This window comes from Lentibacillus kimchii, from assembly GCF_042666895.1.
Taxonomy (GTDB): Bacteria; Bacillota; Bacilli; order Bacillales; family Amphibacillaceae; genus Lentibacillus; species Lentibacillus kimchii.
Genome location: NZ_JBHTGR010000006.1, coordinates 42,640 through 65,471 on the forward strand (window position 1 = coordinate 42,640; position 22,832 = coordinate 65,471).

A 22,832-nucleotide genomic window follows, 5' to 3' on the forward strand; every position below is an offset into this window, starting at 1 on the left:
GGAGAATAACTCCATTAACTGGACAAAACATGCATGTGCGTTAAAATACAGAAAGGGATTCATTACTAAGGAAGGGATGATTATGGCCCAACAAATCAATCACCATTATGTGGACGTTACCATGCTGATGGAGCAGCATAAAAATCAATTTACCAAATCAGAGTATAAACTGTATAACTACATTACCGAAAATGCCGAAAACATTGTCTATCAATCACTTACTGAAATGGCTAATGCCTGTCAGGTTGGAGAGGCAACTGTTCTGCGGTTTTGCCGCAAGCTGGGTTATAAAGGCTACCAGGAATTCAAGCTGTCCCTGGCAAGGGAACTCTCTAATCATGAAAAAAACGGCAATGGGGGCACCTATATTGATAAAGTGAAGAACAATATGATTCAAGCTGTTGAAGATACGTACGAACTGGCTGATGATGAACAGTTGCAGCAAGCGATCAAGCAAATAATGCATGCCCGTGATGTCGTCGTTTATGGCGTGTCTTCTTCTGGAATTGCGGGCCTCGACATGCAAAACAGACTCATGCGGATCGGGATGAATATCGAAACGATTACAGATTCCCATAACCAGGTTATCCGGTCCAACTCAGTTGATGATCAAACGGTTATCATCGCCATCAGCCTTACCGGTAGTACAAAAGATATTATTGATGCTGTCAGTACAGGAAAAGACAATGGTGCCACTATTATCGCCATAACAAATTACGCTGAGTCGCCTTTAACGCGATATGCTGATATCGCTTTACCCACATCGGCTAAGGAAAACCCGCTGGACAGCGGGTCACTCGTCTCAAAAATCTCACAGCTGTTTGTGATTGATCTGTTATGCACCGGCATCACCAGACAATCCTATGAGCAGGCAAAAAGAAACAAAGAACAAGTCGCCGCAACCATATCAGATAAACTATATTAATAAGCATTATCTCTTTAAAACCGCAGCACACCGATAACATCTAAGAACACTATAATAATAGCAACCGGGACAACATATTTGATGACTAAATACCAGGAAGCGAACAGCCTGCTGCCGAATCCGGATCCTGTCTTAATTTCCTCTGTCAGTACGTTCCTGGGCACTTTAAAAGCCGTAAAGACAGCGATGGAGAAGGCACCCAGCGGCATCAGAATATTGGAGACAAGATAATCGGACAAATCAAACATGGTCTTGCCAAAAAGTGTGAAGTCACTCAGCACCCCGTGAGACAGGGCAGCTGGGATTCCAGCCAAAAAGATGCACAGACCGACAATCCATGTCGTTTTTTTGCGTTTAGCATGATCGCCTTTTGTGATAGCTGCCACAATAATCTCGACCATGGAGAATGCCGAAGTGAACGTCGCAAACAAGAATAATAGGAGAAATAGAAACAGAAAAGCGGAACCAAATGGCATTTCATTGAAAACAGCCGGCAGCACGACAAACAGAAGCCCAGGACCTGCTTCCGGCTCAAAATCAAACGAAAAGACAGCCGGGAAAATGGCCAGCCCCGCTAAAAGCGAAATAAAGATATTCATCATAACAATGGTGAACGCCGATTTGCTCAGATCCTCCTTTTTCGACAAATACGAGCTATAGGTGACCATAACGGAGACCCCAACACTAATCGAAAAAAAGGACTGCCCCAGGGCAAACAAAATGGTTTCCGAACTCAATTGGGAAAAGTCAGGCTTCAGAAAAAAGGATAGGCCTTCACTAACATTATCCAGTGTCAGGGAACGCACAATCAGAATAAGGAACGCCACAAACAAAGCAGGCATCATAATCTTACTGGCGCGCTCTATCCCTTGTTTAATCCCCTTGGCTACAACCATGATCGTGATGATCATAAATATCAGCTGCGCGACCATAACAGCAAAGGACTGAGCTGTCAGATTATCAAAAGCCGGCCCATACTCACCAGCTGTGAGTCCGGATAACTGCCCCGTTACAGTCTGGAACAGGTAAAGGAGGATCCATCCGCCGACAACACTGTAAAAGGACAACAGAATAAAACATGTGATCATGCCCAAAACGCCAACATAACGCCAGCGTGAACGAGGGGCAAACGTCGTATAGGCCCGAATAGCATCCTTCTGTGATCCGCGGCCAATGACAAATTCCGCCAGAAGTATGGGCATACCGATTAACAAAGTGAACATAATAAAGATAAAAAAGAAGGCACCCCCGCCGGACACGCCTGTCATGTAGGGAAATTTCCATATGGCACCCAGGCCAATAGCTGATCCGGCCGTTGCTAAAATAAAGCCAATTTTCGAGGTCCACTGCTCGGTCTGCTGTTTCATACATATATCTCCTCATTTTATCACGGGAACTTAATATATCCTATTATATTGAATGAGTTGAGAAATTAAAAGAACAAATAAAAAAGATGCACTTTCGCTGGCTCACCCCGCCAACGAAAAAGGGGAGCGTCTAAAAACGACGCTCCCTTTTAAAATAAACCTTTAATTACTCTGTGCCAGCCTTACTTGCTTCGGTAAGATTCAGTGCTTCCGATGTTTGTCTTCGGATGTCGCGGACAAGCTCTGGATCGTCTTCCAGAGACATGCCATAGGAAGGAATCATTTCTCTGATTTTTGGTTCCCATTCGTCCAAATATTCCGGGAAGCATGCTTCAATCATGTCGAGCATAATAGAGACCGCCGTTGAGGCTCCTGGTGACGCACCAAGAAGTGCGGCAATAGAGCCATCTGCCGAATGAACTAATTCCGTCCCAAACTGCAGGGTGCCTTTGCCGTCTTCCTTCGTATCTTTTATCACCTGAACACGCTGACCAGCTGTTATCAGATTCCAGTCGTTTCCATCAGCATCTGGTACAAACTCACGCAATGCCTCGATACGCTGTTTCTTGGTCAGCAAAACCTGCTGGATCAGATACTTCGTCAACGGAGCATTTTTAGCACCGCCTGCCAGCATCGTGAAAACGTTGCCTGGCTTCACAGAATTCAGTAAGTCCATATATGAGCCTGTTTTGAGGAATTTCGGTGAAAAACCAGCAAACGGGCCGAACAATAACGTTTTCTGACCATCAATGTAGCGTGCATCCAAGTGCGGCGTTGACATTGGGGGTGCATCGGGCCCGGCTTTCGTGTATACTTTAGCCTCGTGGTCCTTGACGACCTCAGGATCCTGACATACTAGGAATTGACCACTGACCGGAAATCCACCGACGTGTTTGCTTTCAGGAATACCCGTTTTTTGCAACAGCGGAAGAGCCAAGCCGCCACCGCCGATAAAGACGAAACTGGCCGTATGATACTCGAGCGTATCATCTTCAAAGTTTCGTACCTTCACTTCCCAGGAGCCATCGTCAGCCCTCTGGATATCATCTACTGTATGATTGTAACGGATGTTCACATTTTGCCGGTTTAAATGAGTGAGTAATTTCCCGGTTAATACGCCAAAGTCAATATCTGTTCCCGAATCGACTTTCGTTGCTGCGATGGGCTCAGTAACCGTCCGGTCTTCCATCATAAGCGGAAGCCATTCTTTCAGCGTTTCCGGATCATCAGAAAATTCCATTCCTTCAAATAAAGGATTATCCGTTAATGCCTCATGGCGTTTTTTCAGGAAATTGACATCGTCCTCCCCGTTAACTAAACTCATGTGCGGCAATGTTCTAATGAAGTCCCGCGGGTTCTCAATGAACTGCTGATTAACAAGATAGGACCAAAACTGCCTTGAGACCTGAAACTTCTCATTAACGCTGAGTGCTTTACTGATATCAATCGAGCCATCCGGCTGCTCAGGTGTGTAATTAAGCTCACACAGCGCGGAATGCCCCGTTCCAGAGTTATTCCAGACGTTGGTGCTTTCCTCTCCCGGTTTATCAAGCTTTTCAAAGATCGTGATATTCCAGTCCGGCGCCAATTGTTTTATAATTGAACCCAGTGTAGCACTCATGATGCCAGCACCAATGAGAATAACGTCATGTGAAGTTTGTCTATTACTCATTTTAATCGTCCCTTATCCCTAAATTTGAGAAAGGCTAAACGCTCCTTCTCATGCATTTAACACGTCCGAAGCTATTTATCCTGCTTTTTCCGAATTAAGTTAATCCCTATAATGAAGTTTACCACTTTTGTCATCAGATTGAAATACTCATTTATCTGAAGCCCCAAAATCAGGTATAAGAAAATTTTAGCAGCCTTATTAGGAATTATTTATGATAAGGCTCATTTCTCATAATACGAAATGCCCGGTAAATCTGCTCCAGAAGAATAAGCCGCATCATCTGATGAGGAAACGTCAGCCTGGAAAACGACATAGCCAGATCACTGCGCGTCTGGACGTCCTGACTGATACCGAGTGAACCGCCTATCACAAAGACCATTTTACTCTTGCCGTAGGTAGCCAGTTCATCCAGTTTGGCTGCAAATTGTTCCGAGGTGAGTAGCTTGCCGCCGATTTCCAGTGTGATGACATACGCATCACGGCTGATATGCGACAGAATCCGCTCGCCTTCTTTTCGTTTAACATCGTTTATGTCTGCTTCGCTCAGCGTTTCTGGTGCTTTTTCATCGGTTACTTCCACCATTTGGACGTCCGCATACGAACTAAGCCGTTTCAAGTATTCCTCGATACCCTGTTTAAGGTATTTTTCTTTCAGTTTTCCAACAGAGATAACCGACAGCTTCATCATGGAACCATCCTTTATGTACTGTGCGTTTTTTATGTTTACCAAAAAAACAATCATTAAACAAGATCCAGGCGATTGCAATGGCTTCTCTTATTATGATGCCAGAATCCAGGCAAATTGAACAGTAAGCCTAACGAAAAAAATGACGATACTTCTTACAGTATCGCCATAGCTTAATTAATCCTCCTGGCTGTCGCTGCCAGTCTTTCGCTGTTCCACATACCACGTCAGCGGCAGATCAGTGCCGTTAAACAGTTTATAAACATAAAGGTAAGTCAAATGATAACTATCCTCAATTTTTTCCGCGAGATAGCCGCTCCGCTCATACAGAATAGCGCGAAATTCACTGAGTTGCCGGTGCACTTTTTCCATGAGTGCTTCCTGATTATCCAGCCGGCTGCGCATATCATCCTGCACGCGCTCACGTTCAGCCAATGCCTGAAGCATGCGTTCATTAGCTTCAGAAAGTTTATTAACCTGCAGGATGACAGCCTGATTTGAAGCTTCATAAGCTGTAAGCCGCTTAACGATAGCCTCGTTCTCAGCACTTAATGTCTCCACCCGCTCGGCAGCATCCTTTCTCAGAGTATCATCCTGCTCTAAAATATGCTGCAGCTTATTGACAATAGTCTCCCATTTTTTGAGGTTTTCCTGCTGCTCCTTGTGCTTAAGTGTTTTGAGTTCATAAAACGCGTTGGACAGTGTTTCATTAATGGCCTTTTGTTCACTGACCATGTCCGAAAAGGTATCCTGATGGTAATATCTCTGATTGGGTTCGGCGATACTGCTGTCATTTTTAAAAACACCAGGATGGTCATCATGATTAATAAATAGTCCCATTTAATCACACCCTTTAGCCGTAATAGTAATAGCCTATGTCATCAGCACTTCACATGAGACACGTGCCTCTCGAAACCCTGCCTTGACCAACTGATTTATTTTAAAATTTTCAGCATTCTTGTGTTATTTTTTATTTTTGTGTAAAATAGGAGTACTACTTGGATAACGTGACTGATGATATGTCACAAGGTTAAGAAAAAAGGAGATGACATATGAGTACCATAGAAGCTGCATTTCAGTCTAAAACGCGAACAGCAGAACACTATGTGCAAAGCGTCTATAATGCCACTGAACAACGAAATCCTCATCAAACTGAATTTCTGCAAGCCGTTAAAGAAATCTTTGATTCCCTCATCCCGGTATTCGCCCGTCAGCCGCAATACATGAAACACGGTATTCTGGAACGTCTAGTGGAACCGGAAAAAGTCATTTCCTTCCGTGTTCCCTGGATGGATGATCACGGAAATGTCCAGGTTAATCGCGGCTACCGTGTGCAATTTAATAGTGCACTTGGCCCGTATAAAGGCGGTCTGCGCTTCCATCCGTCTGTTAACACCAGCATCATTAAATTTCTGGGGTTTGAACAAACCTTTAAAAGTTCTCTGACCGGTCAGATGATCGGAGGCGGAAAAGGGGGTGCAGACTTTGACCCCAAAGGCAAATCAGACATGGAAATCATGCGGTTCTGTCAAAATTTCATGACTGAATTGTACGAACACATTGGCCCGGACGTCGATGTCCCAGCTGGTGATGCCGGCGTTAATGCGAAGGAAATCGGCTATTTGTTTGGTCAGTATAAAAAAATGCGCGGTGCGTTTGAAGCTGGCGTGCTGACCGGTAAAGGCCTTGAATATGGCGGCAGCCTCGCACGTAAAGAAGCGACAGGCTATGGCCTCGTGTACTTTGTCCAGGAGATGCTGCAGGCAAACGATTTGGATTTTAACGGCAGTACAGTCATCGTATCCGGTTCCGGCAACGTCTCGATTCATGCGATGGAGCGTGCAGCCGAATTCGGGGCTCTCGTGGTAGCATGCAGTGATTCAAATGGCTTTATCTATGACGAAAGCGGGATTGATCTGGATGCTGTCAAAGAACTGAAGGAATCCGGCAATGAGCGGATCAGTGCCTATATTGATAAACATCCGCACGCTGAATATATCGAGGATTACACCCAGCTCTGGTCGATACCGAGTGATATTGCCCTGCCGTGTGCAACCCAAAATGAAATTGATGCAGAAGCTGCTGAATCGTTGCTTGCTAATGGGGTAAAGGCCATCGGTGAAGGTGCTAATATGCCGACCACCAACGAGGCGATTAACACGTTTCTTGACCGACATGTACTGTTTGCACCGGCAAAGGCAGCTAATGCCGGCGGTGTAGCCGTTTCCGCATTGGAAATGGCCCAGAACAGCAGCAAACTGATGTGGTCATTTGAACAAGTCGATACCCAGCTGCACGCTATTATGAAGACCATTTATCAAAACTGTATGCAAGCAGCTGAAGACCACGATAAACCAGGCAATCTCGTCGCCGGAGCTAATATTGCCGGCTTTATCAGAGTGGCTGATGCTATGATGGGCCAAGGTATCATTTAAATTTTATAACGACTGTCTCAGACATGAGGCAGTTTTTTATAGCCTTTCCCAAACAACTATTGCAAGTAACTAAAACAAGCAATGGTTCGGTCATCTTTCAGTACGGAAATCACAAAAATCAGTACTTATGACATTGATTCAGACACCTGAACATTGTAAAAATTGTCAGACGCGCTTCAGTATCCATAACCGCGTAATGGTCATTCTATAACTAGGAGGGATGACCATGTATGGGCGCTTTTTAACAGTGGAAACATTTAATGACTTATTACAGCAATGGAATGGTGAGACCATTCGAATTGTCAAACATGAGCTTGAAGACTTGGATGAGACATCGATGCAGCTGCAAGCATTATCATTTGAGATCAACACACACCGCATTGATGAGTATGAACCCATGCATACGCTGTTTCTAAATGGGACAGGCACAATTGAAACTGATGCACACCACGATCAGCCGCTCCCATCGTCCGTCTACGAAATCCCGCTCGGAGACGATACACTATATGAATTTGACGGTAATCAATTTATGCTGAGCACGTCCCGAGGTATGTACAAGATTACGAAAGAGTGAGTCCCCACGCCAGGCAGGTTCCACACAAAAGGGGCTAGGACAACAAAAGCAAATAACTCGAACTTCGAACAATGAATCGGTTCAGCGGAGGAAAAGACGGAGACTCCTGCGGGAGAAAAGGGTAGGTGAGACCCCGCAGCGCGCCAGCGTGAGGAGGCTCACCAGCCGCCCGCGGAAAGCGACGTCTATTTCCGGAGCGGTTTAATCACGGTCACGCAAGTGGTTCGCACTTTTGTCCTTAACTTATACAGCATCCTTGTGCTGATTATAAGCATTCGATTCATGAACATGTTTGAACACATTGATAATGAAGAGCACAACACCGATAGCAACTGCTGTACCACCTGTGAACGTAAATATGTGAGAAAATGACAGCAAGCCCTCGATTTGCACCATGAACATACTTAACAGCAATATTGGCAAGCCTAGATTATACAGCCAAAAGTGCCACTTGCCCAGAATGCTGTTGCCTGCCTTAGGGTAGGCCGTGTAGACAAGCCCGATAATACCAGTAGAAGCCCAGCCGGCCAAATTTACATGAGCATGCGCAGCCGACCACTGCAGCTGAAGTGTCGAGGACATAAACATACCAATGGCAATACCTAAAATAAAATAAATAACAGAAATCTTAATCCATTTCGCACCCATATTACTTCCTCCTTTTAACAAAATATTCAGTATATTATCATTGTACCATAAAACTAATATGTGTAAACCCTTTCATAAATGCCGCCACGTGATGGGACACACACTTTATAGTACAGCACGTTACATCTGCTGCCTGATACAATCTATGCAGTGACTGTCCCGACTATGTGACGGAGATAACATTTATTAAATTAACTAAAAAATGCTGGAGCGATTGAATTCCAGCACCAATCGCCCCAGCAAACTGATAATTTCTCCTGACTGTTCGGATTTATATTTAATAAAAACACTTATGCCGCAGCCTTTATCAAAGACTTTCCAGAAACAGTCGAATAACATCCGCTCCGCCAATAAAGGTTCCGATAGAACTGCCGACATTCGCCAAAACGACAATCAAGAGAATACGCGTCACCTGATTGTGCCAAAAACCTTTCAGACTGTAGACGTCATCAGCCAATTGTTCAAAATCGCGAACATGCGGCTTGCGGACAAGAGCCTGCACAATGCCAGCGAACCAGCCTGCCGCTACCAGAGGATTCAGTGACGACAGCGGCGCTGCCAGAAATGCTGATAGAATGGTCAGCGGGTGCCCAAAGGCGATAGCTGTCCCAACAGCAGACAGACTGCCATTCCACAAAATCCAGCTGACAGTCTGCTGCCAGCCAGTTGACGGATTAGCAATAAATGTATAGGCAATCATAGCGATGATCAGAATCGGGATTGCCCAGCCAATTATTTTAGGCACTTTCGACTTCGGCGGCCGCTGTCTCAGCTGTTCCAGGCTATGTTCCTTTTCGATTTCACCGGTAATCCCTGGGACATGCGCAGCACCCAGGACAGCGACTATCTTTTCACCCGGTGCCTGTTTAATTTTCTCAGCGAGGTATTGATCACGCTCATCGATTAATGGTTTTTTCAGCCGAGGAAACTGCTTAGTGAACTCCTCAAGCATACTATCCAGCATGTCCTTCGATTTAAGCTCTTCCAGATCCTCTTCAGAAATCGTCTCACGGCTGAAAATACTGGCAAACACTTGCATTAAAAGCATCGCTTTCCCTTTAAAACCGAGATTCGCCCAAATACGGGAAAACGTGATTTGAATATCACGGTCGGCCAATACCAGCTCAGCACCGGTCTCATCTGCAGAGTTAATCCCCTGAATCATCTCCTGCCCAGCATTAATGCCAAATTGGCTGGCTATGCGTTTCTGAAACGAGGAGATAGCCAGATTCACCAACAGCAGGGATGCTCGCTTTTCTTTAATCACCTGGAAGATATCCATGTCCCGCCATTTATCGCCTTCTGTGATGGATTTATACCGCTGCTGGTCCAATTCAATACAAATGGCATCCGGCTGTTCGGCTTCAACCACTTCTTTAACCTGCTCAGCACTGTCTTTCGAAACGTGGGCCGTTCCAATCAGTATGTATTCTTTATTATTGAGATGAACTCGCGTTATATTATCTTCAGCCATATAATAAGCTCCTGTCCTAACCGTGTTCAACCATGTGTCCTATTATACTGCGTACCCGGATGTATGCCAACTAAGACAACGACGAATGCTTTCATCAAACAAACAAAAAGCCCGGTGCAAGACCAGGCAATCCTTATCAGGCCATCCACTTCGGCGGTTTATTTTTATCCCAGTAAATTTCGCCAATGGCATGGTGCTCTGTAAAGCCATCACTTTTCACGTGGTAATGAAAGTTAAACCAGTAGCCCTCCATCGGCCGATTTTCACGCCTGACGTCAAATCGGGCAACAGCCTCTTTTGATCGGTCGTCATAAATATCGAAAATCCGTTCACCAAAGCCACTGGACGGCTGCTTTGTCAGATGGTAATGCTCAACGGTCCTTGCCTCTGTCCCGTCAAAAATGGTATCGAGCGCTTCTTCCATTTTCGGCAGAATATCGGCCTCAAAATCATCCTCCACTTTGGTTACGATCCGCGGCCCCATTTTCAGGAGTGCCTGTTCTCTTGCTTTGTCATGCAAATCCTGGACAGGATCCTCCGGTGTATTAACCGGCATAGTTGCGGTGAGTGCCGGTTGTTCATCATGGTCAGCTCTTTCTGAAGACGTTTTATGTGAATCCGCGGTTTCTTTTCCCGGATCAGCCTGAACATCAGCCGGCGACCCCGGAACATATAAACCTAACGTTATAAAAGCAATCAGAGCCACAGAAATTTTTCGCATCCAAAGTTTCATAGTGTTTCTCCTTTTTATTCTGCTAAACTAATGTTACCATTTATCAGATAAATGTGCACGCCTTTTTCGAATGATTTCTATGTTACGATTTTTTAACACGCCAGCGACGGACACTTTACCAAATCCCTGAGAAGTCTGCAGTCAGCCAACCAGATCATGCAATACTTTCTCATATGCAGCATAGTCCTGTTCCGAAAACAGCACCATCACGACTTGACCGAATTGATGATTCTGCAAAAAGGCTATCATCGTTTGCAAAGCTGTTTCAGCAGCTAATTTTACCGGATAGTGGTAAACACCTGTGGAAATTGACGGAAAGGCAATACTTGACGCATCATGTGTCACAGCCAATTCCAAAGCATTCTGATAACAATTTGATAACACGTCATCCTGGCCGTCATCATGCTCATTCCAAACCGGTCCGACTGTATGAACAACATAGCTGGCCGGCAGATTCTGGCCACTGGTGATAACTGCCTCGCCTGCAGGCAAATAATTCCCATCCAGCTGTTTTTCCCGGATCTGTTTACATTCTTCCAGCAATTCTTTGCCGGCTGCACGATGAATGGCACCATCAACACCGCCACCACCCAGCAATGAGCCATTAGCCGCATTCACGATCACATCCGTCTGCAGGGTTGTGATATCACCAACGACAAGCTCTAGTATGTTTCCATTTATGTCAATTTTCATCATCCTCACCCTTCCTGTGTTAATCATAGCGTTCATGACAGCCCATTTTTCTTATTTAGCCAAATACGGTAGACAGTAGCAGCAGCGCGTTTCCGGGCTCCAGTGATGTTACCCCGGCTGCAAATCAATGTTTGATAAATTTCCCAAATCTGATAAAATCAGTATAACGTTAACATGGGAGGTGCGATGCTAATGTTTATACTGACCGTTAATCAGGATATCACCTTAAAACAACTGGATATAAATGACGCTGCACCTTTATTCCAACTTACTGATGAATCAAGAGAAACCCTCAGGACATGGCTGTCATGGGTCGATCAAACGAAAACCATTAACGACTCCAGGGCATTTATTGAATTAGCTTCAAAGCAGTTTATCGACCGCAGTGGACTGACAACCGGAATAATGTATCACGGTCAGCTTGCCGGTATTGTTGGATTCAATCTATTTAACTGGCTCAATAACAGCGGCACGATAGGTTACTGGCTTGGCAGCCGCTATGAGGGAAAAGGCATTATGACACGTGCTGCCAGCAGCCTGATTGATTATGGATTCAAGTCACTGGCACTTAACCGGATTGAAATACGTGCCGCCTCCGAAAATCAAAAAAGCCGGGCGATTCCGGAGCGACTCGGCTTCGTCAAAGAAGGCCGGCTGCGTCAGACTGAATGGCTCTATGATCATTACGTTGATCATGTGATCTACAGCATGCTTACAGAAGAGTGGCCAAGTGCCAGGAATTCGCTGAAGCCGGACTGGAAACACTGAGTTATTTTAGTTCGTTGTTTGCTGATATAGTTCTTCAAAATGGTTAACCATTTCAAAGTCCAGATCTGTTAAACCCTTCATTTGCCACGACGAGATTCGCAGCGTAACAATCTTATAATCAATCGAAATAAAAGGATGATGGTTACGGCTTTCCGCGTATTCTGCCACTTGATCAACAAAGCGGACCCCGCTCAAATAATCATTAAAACGGTAGCGGCGGCCAATCCACTTGTCATCAATACGTTTCCAATCAGGCAGCTGTTCCAGTTCTTTTTCAATCTGCTCCTCACTCAGACGTTCCATTACATTCGCCTCCATTCGATTATTATTTAACTCACTATCCACAGTCTAACAAAAATAAAACAGCTAAACAGTGTTAAGTATTATCCACAGACTATCAACAAGTTTTTGGGGATAACTAAATTGTTAATTTAAAAAACCGGTTTCATTACCTGTGGATGGCTTGCTGAAGGGTTACGCCTATAAAACTGAAGCTGTTTAAATAAACCTTTCCAGTATTTTAAGTCATACTTGTCCAGGGAAAGTGTTATCCTGATTCATCCCCTATTATGACGCGAATTTATCTGAAGTTATCCGTTTGTGTTATGCACTGGTTTCTGTATTTTAGAACCAGAAACCAAAACAAAATTTGTCCACAAAGTTATAAACATGTGCACAAACGTTCCCGGTTATTTTGTTGTGGAATTTATGTTCCGTACGAGATATGGACTTATCTACATTTTGTGCACAGTCTGTGGATAAAAAATAAGCCATCCCACTAAGAGGATAGCTTATCGTCCTGAACCGCCCGGCCACATTGGTCATCCTAGCGTTGTTCCACCAGTTCAAATGAAGCCTCTTGCTTCTTGCCATCACGGTAATAGGTCACCGCTATTTGGTCGCCAATTTCTTTCTGCTGGTACAAAATCTTGCGCAGACCAATCATGCCCTTCACTTTCTCGCCGTCAAGGGTTGTTATGACATCAAGCCGTTTAATCCCTGCCTGATCGGCCGGCGTACCCGAATCAACGGACCAGACATAAACACCGCCTTCAATACTGTTTGGAAGGTTTAATGTCTTATCCCATTCCGACTGGGGAACTTCATCAAGCGAGTAGATTTCCACACCCATATAAGGCCGTTTCACATCACCTGTCTGTTCCAGTTCTTCGATAATTGGCCTTGCTGTATCAATTGGTATGGCAAAGCCAATTCCTTCAACAGACTTCTGATTAATTTTCATGGAATTAATGCCAATTAACTGGCCATCCGCATTAATCAGAGCTCCTCCACTATTTCCGGGGTTAATAGCGGCATCTGTCTGAATAACTTCAACCTGCCAGTCCGCACGTCCGTCCTGGTTAAAATCCTGGGGAATTGTCCGCTGAGTACCACTAATGACGCCCTGAGTCACCGACCCAAGAAACATACCAAGCGGGTTGCCAATCGCTATGGCAGGCTCTCCAACGTTTACATTTTTTGATGTTCCCATGTTAATTGTCTGCTTAACCTGCTTGCTGTTCATTTGTAAAACAGCTAGATCAGAAAATAAATCACTGCCGATAATATCCCCTTGAACACGGGTATTATCTGAAAGGACAATCTCAACGGCATCCGCATCTTTAATAACGTGATGGTTCGTAATCACATAGGCTTTTCCATTTGTTTTTTTATAAATGACGCCGGATCCCGAGGCCGTTTTTTTTCCTTTCTTTTGCTTGTCATGCTGATCCCAATAATTACCCTGACGCTGAATATTAAGCACGCCGACAACCGCCGGACTGGTTGCATTGACCACGTCAGTTATTTGCGACGACACATCCACTGAGAGGTAACCACCTGACTCAGGCGTCTTAATTGGATTACTGCCGTCATTATCTATCGCTTCATTTCCGCCTGTCCACGCTTCCGGAAGCATACCACTGCCCCGGAGACCTCCCAATGCCAGGAAGGCAATCAGAACACCAGCAACAACACCGATAAGAGCGGGCCAGAACCAGCGATATTTTTTCGAATGATCTGTCTGATGATCATTATCAAAATAGGCCATTTACCTTTCCCCTTTATTCGCAATACTTCCGTTATAGTATTGCACAAAAGAGGCCAGAATTATCCTACATGATATAATTTTGTGGGCATTTTAGGATCGGTATCACAAATATCAAGATTAATACCGCGTTCCTGCAGAATATTATCGACCGACATACGCGCCAGATCCTTCATATTATTGTCCTGGCTTAAGTGAGCCAGATAGATACGATTGGTCCGGTTCGTGATTAAATCTGACAGTGCCAGCCCAGAATCTTCATTCGAAACATGTCCCGAATCACTTAAAATGCGCCGCTTCACATTCCAGGGATAACGGCCCATCCGCAGCATGCCAACATCATGATTCGCCTCAAATATATAAGCATCAGCATCTTCTACAGTCCGTTTTATCCGTTCGGAAACATAACCGAGATCCGTCACAAGTGCGACTTTTTTGCCCTCATTCCGGAATGTAAAAAACATCGGTTCTGCTGCATCGTGTGAAACACCAAACGACTCCACTTCGATATCACCAAAGCTTTTAACTTCCTCCATGCCAAAATGGAATTTCTGATCAAGTGCTATCGAGCCAATAGAATCTTCCATAGCCCGCCACGTTTTGTCATTGGCATAGATGGGCAGCTGATATTTACGGGCTATAATCCCCAGGCCCTTGATGTGATCACTGTGCTCATGCGTAACGAGAATGCCATCCAGGCTCGCAGGGTCGACATCGACCTCGCGAAACAGCCTGTCCAGCTGTTTCCCGCTCAGTCCGGCATCGACAAGTAATCTTTCCTGATCCGTTGCAATATAAAAAGCATTTCCGGTACTTCCAGACGCCAATACACTAAAACACAAACTCATTAACCGTCACTCCGAATCCTGAATCATTGCTAATTTATTCTTTAAATGTGCCGTCATGTAAGCTTTTAATTCATTATCCTTTTCAAGCGTCTGTAATTTCTCAAGGGTGCTCGTTACCGCACCCGTCAAAAACGTCACTTCATCACTGGGGTAGATCTTATTCTCAATTGCATTCACATACAACTTGTTTTGATTATTGATGGTCACCGTCCATGTCGGGGAAAAAACTTGTTCACCCTCCAAAGGAAAGCGTGTATAGAAGCCCATGCTGACATCGCTAATCTTATCACCATATTCCAGCCTGTTACTGTTAAACAGCTTCTTAATAGCACCTATTGGCTTGATAAGCGGTTCATCTTTCGTAGGTGAATTCTGCTTAACAAGCATGGTCTGAGTATAAAACAGCATGTCATTATCATCATCTAAATAGACAAGCAGGATGCCATTTTGATTGTAATAAATAGGAACATCATTCTTTGTCTGGAAAAACATCAGAACATTCATATCCTCATTCCAGCCGCCGAACGTATAATCATCAAAAAAAGGAACCCTGTCTTTCATCAATTTAGTCAGCTTGTCACTGCCAGCACCATCAGGTATTGAGACCGGTTCATCAAACCGTGACAGAATCAGTTTGTTATCAATAAGTTTTGTCTGCTGATTATCTATGTCATCAAAAAATGCCAGTTCATGCTCAGTAAAGCTTTTTTGCTTTAATTCAACGTTGGATTCCTCAAAGCTTTTATCGGGTAAATCTGCATTGATTGCGATATCTTCTGAATCCAGTTGCTGTTCAAATGACTTCTCAGCCGTATCCATCGAGGCAACTTCAGTTTCATCCTGTTTATTGATAATCAGCACTGCTAAATAAACATCCAGAATGAGGAAACAGAGGATAAATAGCGTTTTAATTTGCTTCCATTGCATCCTCATCCCCCCCTATGTTCTTTTTCAATAGCATTAAAATCAATTTCCCGCCAGTTGTCATTTCTGTTTATAAACCAGTTCGGCTCCAGGGTAACAGCATCATAATCACTTCGATAAATCAATTGATAACCGATTTTAATATTGTCTATATCAGCCAGGTCATATGTTGAACTGTTCTCAATCATATTGATCACCTTATCGCCGGAGCGAAGTGTTTTTGTCTCATCTTCACTTAAATAATTCGCCAAACTGAATAATGGACGGTTATATTTATGCAGTTCACCCTCACGGTACTGCTGCTCAATCATCGTTGAATAATTATGGCCAAACACAGGATAATTGTCATAAGCTAATTGATAGCGGACGGTGTTGCCAGCCGCAATATCAATTGATGTTAATCGGTAATTGTCAGTCCACCCTAAATGATCATTAATCTGTGATATGCTGCGGGAAAGCAGCTTATCCGGTTGCATTTGCTTAAAGGAGGACTGCAGCGGATTCTGGTATTCCATCGTCCGTCTATTCGGATAAACACGCATAATGCCGCGGGCACTATCTGTGAAGTAGATTTCATTCTTACTGATCCGGTTACGGTTGACATTATCGGGTTCTACAAACATTATATCGACCATATTAATAGAGTCAATCGTCCTGACTGCTCTGTATTCAACAGCTAGCTTCGTACTTTTGGCTGGTATATAGAATGGTTCGTTTGCCTTATCCACCCGTTTAAATTTCTCCAGTCCGTCATACGTCTCCAGTCGGTCCCATAAGCGGTCGTGTTTTTTGGAATTGTTAACAACAGCCGATGCCTGCCGTCGTCCATTTTTCGACATAAAGGTGATATTCAGTGAACTTTTATCCCGATTAAATGTAATGATTAAACGGTCAAACTGCCAATTGGGAAAATTCCTTTTTTCATTAAATGTAAACATATCACCTGCCATAGACATGGGTATAGCGCCTGGAAAGTCAAATTCAACCTGTTTTTTTGCAGATGGCGGCCCATTGCTTTCAACCGTTCGGAAATTATACAAGACCCAGGACTGCATATCCTTATAGAGCGATGCACGATCTGACGGATTAGAAAAGCCATAATAGTGATTGTTATTCCGGAAGATAACCGACTCCGGTTTGGCAAGTTCTTTTATGCTTTCCTCATCTCCGCCAAGATCCGTACTTTCTTGAACAACATCCTCTGTAGAAGTCTCATTATCAGGCTTGTAGGTCCACAGGGTAAAAGAAAGCAATAAACTAGTTCCAATCAGAACCGTCAGTGCAAATGATTTTACTGTTTCCAGATGCATTAGTCACCCCTCCGCTTCTGGTTCTCCAGCGGAAGTGTAAAGAGGATAGTTGTCCCTTTACCTTCTTTGCTTTTTGCCCAAATGCTGCCCTGATGAGCCTCAACGATTTCTCTTGTAATCGCCAGCCCCAGACCTGTACCGCCCAGCTTCCGGGATCTTGCCTTATCCGCACGGTAAAAACGGTCAAATATCTTATCAACTTTATCATATGGTATGCCTGTTCCCTCATCAGTGACCGATGCGAGAAGCTGTCCATTTTGTACTGCTGCATCAAAATGGATGACACCACCCTCAGGAGAATACTTGACCGCGTTGGAAATAACGTTATCCAGTACCTGCACCATTTTATCCTGATCAAGCCAGACATCGAGAGACCCTTCCGGCAGATCACGCTCCAGCGTTATATGTTCTGATACGTTCATTTCAAACCGGTCAATAACGCCATGGAAGAAGTTGATAAAGTCAACCTGTTCCTGATGCAGCGACTCACTTCTATTATCCATGCGGGAAAGCTGCAGAAGATCATTCACCATCCGAATCATTCTGTCAGTTTCATTTTGAGTGACCTGCAGAAATTTCGGTGCGATTGTTTTATCTTCCCAGGCTCCTTCCGTCAGTGCTTCAATATAGCTGCGCATAGTTGTCAGCGGTGTACGCAGTTCGTGCGAAACATTTGAAACAAATTCACGGCGCTCCCGCTCGATTTCCTGCTGCTCTGTAACATCACTCAGCACTGTAATAAACCCGCTCACATCCTGATCCTCATCCGTAATCGTGGAAAACTTTGCCCGGATTTCAAAAATAGTGTTCTCATCACTAAAATCAATGATCATCGAACCGCTGTCCGGAAGCTCAGATATATCCACAGAACGATCCTCCAATTGCAGAACATCAAGCAGGAACTTGCCCTCTGCCTCTTCTGTCTCCTGATGAATGAGCATCCCAGCGGCATCGTTCAGAAGTGTAATATACCCATTGCGGTCCGTTGCAATGACCCCGTCTGACATATTGGATAAAACCAGGCTTAACTTGCGCCTTTCTTCTTCCGTTAAAGCTCTGGAATGTTTTAATTTAGCGTTCAGATCGTTAAACGATTCCGCTAGCTGACCGATCTCATCTTTACCATAGACATTAACTTTTTGCGAGAAATCTTCCCGGGCCATTTTCTGTGCCTGCCCGCGCATTTCCTGAATCGGCCTTGTAATAGCTCTGGCCACCAGAATTCCCAAAAAGGCTGATATCGTAATTGCTAAGGCTGAACCTTTCAGGAAAACACTGTTGATATCATTCAGCTGACTGTAGACACCTTCCAGGGATGCCTCAACGTAAAGTGCTCCGGTCTGTGTATGTTCGTCATCGTAAATCGGGACAGCGCGCCGGTAAATACGATTGTTTTCCTCGTCGTAAACATTACTCTTGTTCTCATTTCCGTTACGCAGAACATTCGTAATGAAATCCTTAGTCGTCTTTTTACCGATATTGCTGCCGCCTGTTGTATCATTTGAGGCAATAATCCGGCTTTGCATATTCATAACCTGAATTTTGACATCCCTCGTATTATTAACCTGCACAATATCCTGTACTTCATCTTCTAATGATGGGGTATCAGGATTATCATCCGACCGGTCCTTACTGAAAGCCTGTTTCAGATTTACTTCCATAATGCCCACAGTTGCTTCGATAGACTCTTCAAAGTTCTCCCGGAGCTCAGTTTCCAGACCGCGGACAAAATAGGCACCGATAATTTGAATCGTGACCAGCAGCAATAATATAAAAATAACGATAAATTTCAGTTGTATAGAACGAAACAGGCTAACCTTATGCATGAACACACCCTATTCCTGCTCGGGGTTACGCAAATAATAACCGACTCCTCTGCGTGTCACAATCCAGGTTGGGTTGCTTGGATTATCCTCGATTTTTTCGCGTAAACGTCTGACAGTCACATCTACGGTTCTGACGTCGCCAAAATAATCATAGCCCCATACGGTCTCCAGCAAATGTTCACGTGTCATCACTTGCCCAATGTGACGGGCCAGATAGTGCAGCAATTCAAATTCCCGGTGTGTCAAATCCACCTGTTCATTGTCCCGTGTCACAGCATAAGCATCCGGGTTGATGACAAGGCGGCCAATCTGAATATTTTTCGTTGGCTGGACAGCATCATCCGGGAGCTGCTGCTGCCGGCGCAGGTTAGCCTTAACCCGGGCAATAACTTCCCGGTTGCTGAAAGGCTTGGTCACATAGTCATCCGCACCAAGTTCCAGACCCAGAACTTTATCGATTTCCGCATCTTTGGCAGTCAGCATGATAATGGGCATTGCCTGTGTTTTGCGAATTTCCCGGCATACTTCATTCCCATCTTTGCCTGGGAGCATGATATCCAGCAATATTAAATCCGGTTTCTCTTCATCTGCACGCTCGATCGCTTCATCGCCGTCATAAGCAACAACGACCTCATAACCCTCTTTTTCCAGATTGAATTGCAGAATATCCGCGATTGGTTGCTCGTCATCGACGACCAGTACTTTATGCGCCATAGCCATCCCTTCCTTTATCACGGTTGTTCAGGCAGTCCGAAACAAATGCTGAAATCAGCTGCCTTCAATACATGCGTCTCTTATCCATTTTACCTTATTTATGCGTAAATGTCTTTTGTTAAATAAAAAAAGTGATGAGCGACTATGGCTCACTTGCCGTCCATAACAAAAGACTGACTCTAACAAGGGATTGAGTCAGTCTTTTCTTCGCTATAATGTTTCTATTATCATTCTAAGGGGCTTGCAGAAATCCGCCGGATATATCGTGGACAACATTGGTTTGCTGGCGATCCGGACCAACAGAAAACGTGACCAAAGGAATACCCGTCAACTGCGAAATCCGCTCCAGATAATGCCGGGCATTTTCCGGTAAATCGTCTATATCCGTCATTCCTGTGATATCGTCATGCCAGCCCGGCATTTCCTCGTATACAGGCTCGCATTCAGCCAGTTTATTTAAATTAGCCGGAAATTCATAAATGGTTTCACCCTGATAAGTATAAGCGACACAGATTTTCACAGTATCAAGGCCGGTCAAAACATCGAGGGAATTAAGTGATAAATCAGTAATGCCACTGACGCGCTGTGCATGCCGGACAACCACACTGTCAAACCAGCCTACGCGGCGCGGCCGCCCTGTCGTTGCCCCGTATTCATGCCCGATCTCACGAATCTGTCGGCCGGTCTCACCATGCAGCTCCGTTGGAAACGGCCCATCACCGACACGCGTTGTATAAGCCTTGGAGACACCAACAACGTGATTGACTTTCGATGGACCCACGCCACTGCCAATGGTAACTCCCCCGGCAATCGGACTGGAGGACGTGACATATGGATAAGTCCCTTGATCAATATCCAGCATCGCACCCTGCGCACCTTCAAACAAAACACGCTGATCATCATCAAGGGCGTCATTCAATAAAACGGACGTGTCACACACATACGGCGCCAGCTGCTGGCCATAGTCATAATATGCCTCAAAAATATCAGCCATCTGGAAAGGTTCCACACCATAAAGCTTTTCCAGCCAGCGATTCTTTTCCTGCAGATTTTGTTCCAGCTTCATACGGAATGTCTCTTTATCCAGTAAATCTGCCACCCGTATCCCGCTTCTGGAAACTTTATCCACATAAGCAGGGCCAATGCCTTTTTTTGTTGTACCAATTTGATGCACGCCTTTTGCCTCTTCCTGCAGGGCATCCAGTGTCAGGTGGTAAGGCAGAATAATATGAGCACGGTTGCTGATTCGCAAATTATCTGTTGCTACACCGTGCTCTTGCAGATAGGCTATTTCATCCATTAACGCCTTGGGATCAATTACCATCCCATTTCCGAGCAAACATGTTTTATCGGCATAGAAAATCCCCGATGGAATCAGATGCAATTTGTAGGTTGTATTCGCAAATTGAATCGTATGCCCGGCATTATTGCCTCCCTGGTAACGGACCACAACATCGGCATTCTGTGATAGAAAGTCCGTTATTTTTCCTTTTCCTTCATCTCCCCACTGGGTTCCAACTACAACGACTGAGGACATAACGTGCACCTCCGTATGTTTTCATTTGTCTTTTCGTCATGAACAGCGTTAGTTTATCATCAAGTTATCAGACTGTCAAAGTAATAAACGAACAATTTATTACTTAATAATTATAATGTTCGATAATGGTATAAAGCTCCAAAAATATAGACTGACTGACAGAAGCGGGTGGAAAACAGTGAGACTTGCCTGCTTGTCTCAGGACTCTAATAAAAAAACAGCTTCAACACGTGAAGCTGTTTTTTGCTCAGGTCTGAGCCGGTTCCGGCGGCACATCATTTTCCGCATAGCGATGGTCAAGGTCAACAAACTTACTGTATTCTTTAACAAAAGCCAGTTCAACATTGCCAACAGGACCATTTCGCTGTTTGGAAATAATGATTTCAATAATATTCTGCTTCTCTGATTCTTCGTCATAATAATCATCACGGTATAAGAACCCCACAATATCGGCGTCTTGTTCAATACTGCCTGATTCACGCAAATCCGACATCATAGGCCGCTTATCCTGCCGTGATTCTACTCCGCGGGAAAGCTGTGACAGAGCAATCAGCGGCACATTCAGTTCCCGGGCAAGTGCCTTTAAGGAACGCGAGATTTCGGAAACTTCCTGCTGTCTGTTCTCCCGGGAATTGCCACTTCCCTGAATCAGCTGCAGATAATCAATGACAATCATACCCAGTCCATTTTCCTGCTTCAGACGACGACATTTTGAACGAATTTCACCGACATGGATCCCCGGCGAATCATCAATATAAATACCAGCATTGGAGAGACTTCCCATAGCCATCGTCAGTTTACTCCAGTCGTCTGCCTCAAGCCTGCCTGTCCGCAAACGCTGCGCATCAATATTGCCCTCGGCACAAAGCATCCGGGAAACAAGCTGATCAGCACCCATTTCCAGACTGAAAATGGCCACATTTTCCTCAGTGTTAATCGCTACATTTTGCGCTACATTTAAAGCAAAGGCCGTCTTACCGACAGATGGACGGGCGGCAATAATGATTAAATCATTGCGCTGGAAACCCGATGTAATCTGGTCTAAATCCCGATAGCCGGTAGGGACGCCCGTTACATCCCCATCATGATGATGGAGCTGTTCAATATTATCATAAACATCGATTAAGACATCTTTAATCACTTTAAATGATTCCGTATTTTTGCGACCGGAGACTTCAAGGATATTCTTTTCTGCTTCATTTAAGACATCTTCCACATTGCTGTCACTGGAAAAACCCGATGATACAATATCCGTTGCCGTCCTGATCAAACGGCGCAGGATAGCTTTTTCCTCAACAATCTGACTGTAATACACGATGTTGGCAGCTGTCGGCACACTGCCAGCTAAGTCTGATAAATAGGCCACTCCGCCAACCTCGTCCAGCTTACTGGCATTCGTTAACGAGCTCGTAACAGTGACAACATCAATTGGCTCACCTTTATCCATCAGATTCAGCATCGTTTCAAAAATCCGCTGATGTGCAGCCCGGTAAAAGTCCTCAGGTAACAAACGTTCAGCTGCTGAAGACAGAGCAGAAGGTTCCAGAAAGATAGCACCGAGCACAGCCTGTTCCGCTTCAATGTTGTGCGGTGGTGTCCGGTCATCGAAAAGTTCACTCATCGTCTTACCTCCTTGTGGAAAGACTGAACGC

At 44.7% G+C, this 22,832-nt stretch carries 21 protein-coding genes; 4 read left to right on the plus strand and 17 right to left on the minus strand.

What is annotated here, in order from left to right:
* The first annotated feature begins 82 nt into the window (after positions 1-82).
* On the plus strand, positions 83-925 hold the full coding sequence (locus ACFQU8_RS04405) for a MurR/RpiR family transcriptional regulator (protein ID WP_382357967.1): 843 nt from the start codon (positions 83-85) through the stop codon (positions 923-925).
* A gap of 14 nt (positions 926-939) precedes the next feature.
* On the opposite strand, the gene ACFQU8_RS04410 is transcribed toward ACFQU8_RS04405, so the two are convergent.
* The 4 genes from ACFQU8_RS04410 to ACFQU8_RS04425 form a co-directional block, all read right to left on the minus strand.
* Positions 940-2,292, minus strand: coding sequence for a sodium-dependent transporter (locus ACFQU8_RS04410; protein WP_382357968.1), 1,353 nt, complete (start codon positions 2,290-2,292; stop codon positions 940-942).
* A 166-nt stretch (positions 2,293-2,458) separates the two neighbouring features.
* A complete protein-coding gene (mqo, locus tag ACFQU8_RS04415) occupies positions 2,459-3,964 on the minus strand; it encodes a malate dehydrogenase (quinone) (RefSeq protein WP_382357969.1) in 1,506 nt (501 codons plus the stop codon).
* 205 nt (positions 3,965-4,169) lie between these two features.
* Complete coding sequence (gene rlmH, locus ACFQU8_RS04420; protein ID WP_382357971.1) at positions 4,170-4,649, minus strand: 23S rRNA (pseudouridine(1915)-N(3))-methyltransferase RlmH; 480 nt, start codon at positions 4,647-4,649, stop codon at positions 4,170-4,172.
* Positions 4,650-4,826: 177 nt separating this feature from the next.
* Positions 4,827-5,489 (minus strand): hypothetical protein, encoded by a 663-nt coding sequence (locus ACFQU8_RS04425; RefSeq protein WP_382357972.1) that lies wholly within the window; start codon positions 5,487-5,489, stop codon positions 4,827-4,829.
* Between the two features lie 212 nt (positions 5,490-5,701).
* Between ACFQU8_RS04425 and gdhA the strand changes: the two genes are divergently transcribed.
* Positions 5,702-7,084: an NADP-specific glutamate dehydrogenase gene (gdhA, locus tag ACFQU8_RS04430; RefSeq protein WP_382357973.1), complete on the plus strand. Its 1,383-nt coding sequence runs from the start codon at positions 5,702-5,704 to the stop codon at positions 7,082-7,084.
* 226 nt (positions 7,085-7,310) lie between these two features.
* Positions 7,311-7,658, plus strand: a complete 348-nt coding sequence (locus ACFQU8_RS04435) for a hypothetical protein (protein WP_382357974.1) — start codon at positions 7,311-7,313, stop codon at positions 7,656-7,658.
* A gap of 243 nt (positions 7,659-7,901) precedes the next feature.
* Here the strand turns inward: ACFQU8_RS04435 and ACFQU8_RS04440 are convergent, their stop codons facing one another.
* From ACFQU8_RS04440 to ACFQU8_RS04455, 4 genes are all read right to left on the minus strand, one after another.
* Positions 7,902-8,306, minus strand: coding sequence for a hypothetical protein (locus ACFQU8_RS04440; RefSeq protein WP_382357975.1), 405 nt, complete (start codon positions 8,304-8,306; stop codon positions 7,902-7,904).
* Positions 8,307-8,613: 307 nt separating this feature from the next.
* On the minus strand, positions 8,614-9,780 hold the full coding sequence (locus ACFQU8_RS04445) for a TraB/GumN family protein (protein ID WP_382357976.1): 1,167 nt from the start codon (positions 9,778-9,780) through the stop codon (positions 8,614-8,616).
* Between the two features lie 136 nt (positions 9,781-9,916).
* Entirely contained in the window at positions 9,917-10,513 is a 597-nt protein-coding gene (locus ACFQU8_RS04450) for a YpjP family protein (protein ID WP_382357977.1), read from the minus strand.
* 141 nt (positions 10,514-10,654) lie between these two features.
* Positions 10,655-11,206 carry an O-acetyl-ADP-ribose deacetylase gene (locus tag ACFQU8_RS04455; RefSeq protein WP_382357978.1) on the minus strand — a complete coding sequence of 184 codons (552 nt, stop codon included), beginning with the start codon at positions 11,204-11,206 and terminating at the stop codon, positions 10,655-10,657.
* 192 nt (positions 11,207-11,398) lie between these two features.
* Between ACFQU8_RS04455 and ACFQU8_RS04460 the strand changes: the two genes are divergently transcribed.
* Positions 11,399-11,974: a GNAT family N-acetyltransferase gene (locus ACFQU8_RS04460; protein ID WP_382357979.1), complete on the plus strand. Its 576-nt coding sequence runs from the start codon at positions 11,399-11,401 to the stop codon at positions 11,972-11,974.
* A 6-nt stretch (positions 11,975-11,980) separates the two neighbouring features.
* Here ACFQU8_RS04460 and ACFQU8_RS04465 read toward each other — a convergent pair whose 3' ends face one another.
* From ACFQU8_RS04465 to dnaB, 9 genes are all read right to left on the minus strand, one after another.
* Complete coding sequence (locus ACFQU8_RS04465) at positions 11,981-12,277, minus strand: 4a-hydroxytetrahydrobiopterin dehydratase (RefSeq protein WP_382357980.1); 297 nt, start codon at positions 12,275-12,277, stop codon at positions 11,981-11,983.
* Positions 12,278-12,800: 523 nt separating this feature from the next.
* The gene (locus ACFQU8_RS04470) at positions 12,801-14,024 is read right to left on the minus strand and encodes a S1C family serine protease (protein WP_382357981.1); all 1,224 of its coding nucleotides are present in this window, start codon (positions 14,022-14,024) and stop codon (positions 12,801-12,803) included.
* A 59-nt stretch (positions 14,025-14,083) separates the two neighbouring features.
* The gene (locus ACFQU8_RS04475; RefSeq protein WP_382357982.1) at positions 14,084-14,869 is read right to left on the minus strand and encodes an MBL fold metallo-hydrolase; all 786 of its coding nucleotides are present in this window, start codon (positions 14,867-14,869) and stop codon (positions 14,084-14,086) included.
* A gap of 6 nt (positions 14,870-14,875) precedes the next feature.
* Positions 14,876-15,796 carry a two-component system regulatory protein YycI gene (locus tag ACFQU8_RS04480; protein ID WP_382357983.1) on the minus strand — a complete coding sequence of 307 codons (921 nt, stop codon included), beginning with the start codon at positions 15,794-15,796 and terminating at the stop codon, positions 14,876-14,878.
* A gap of 2 nt (positions 15,797-15,798) precedes the next feature.
* Entirely contained in the window at positions 15,799-17,103 is a 1,305-nt protein-coding gene (locus tag ACFQU8_RS04485) for a YycH family regulatory protein (RefSeq protein WP_382357984.1), read from the minus strand.
* On the minus strand, positions 17,103-18,929 hold the full coding sequence (walK, locus tag ACFQU8_RS04490) for a cell wall metabolism sensor histidine kinase WalK (protein WP_382357985.1): 1,827 nt from the start codon (positions 18,927-18,929) through the stop codon (positions 17,103-17,105). Before walK ends, ACFQU8_RS04485 begins: the two co-directional genes overlap by 1 nt.
* Positions 18,930-18,938: 9 nt before the next feature.
* Positions 18,939-19,643, minus strand: a complete 705-nt coding sequence (gene yycF, locus ACFQU8_RS04495) for a response regulator YycF (protein WP_382357987.1) — start codon at positions 19,641-19,643, stop codon at positions 18,939-18,941.
* A gap of 232 nt (positions 19,644-19,875) precedes the next feature.
* Positions 19,876-21,180 (minus strand): adenylosuccinate synthase, encoded by a 1,305-nt coding sequence (locus ACFQU8_RS04500; RefSeq protein WP_382357988.1) that lies wholly within the window; start codon positions 21,178-21,180, stop codon positions 19,876-19,878.
* Positions 21,181-21,427: 247 nt separating this feature from the next.
* Positions 21,428-22,801, minus strand: coding sequence for a replicative DNA helicase (gene dnaB / locus ACFQU8_RS04505; RefSeq protein WP_382357989.1), 1,374 nt, complete (start codon positions 22,799-22,801; stop codon positions 21,428-21,430).
* Between the last annotated feature and the right edge of the window lie 31 nt (positions 22,802-22,832).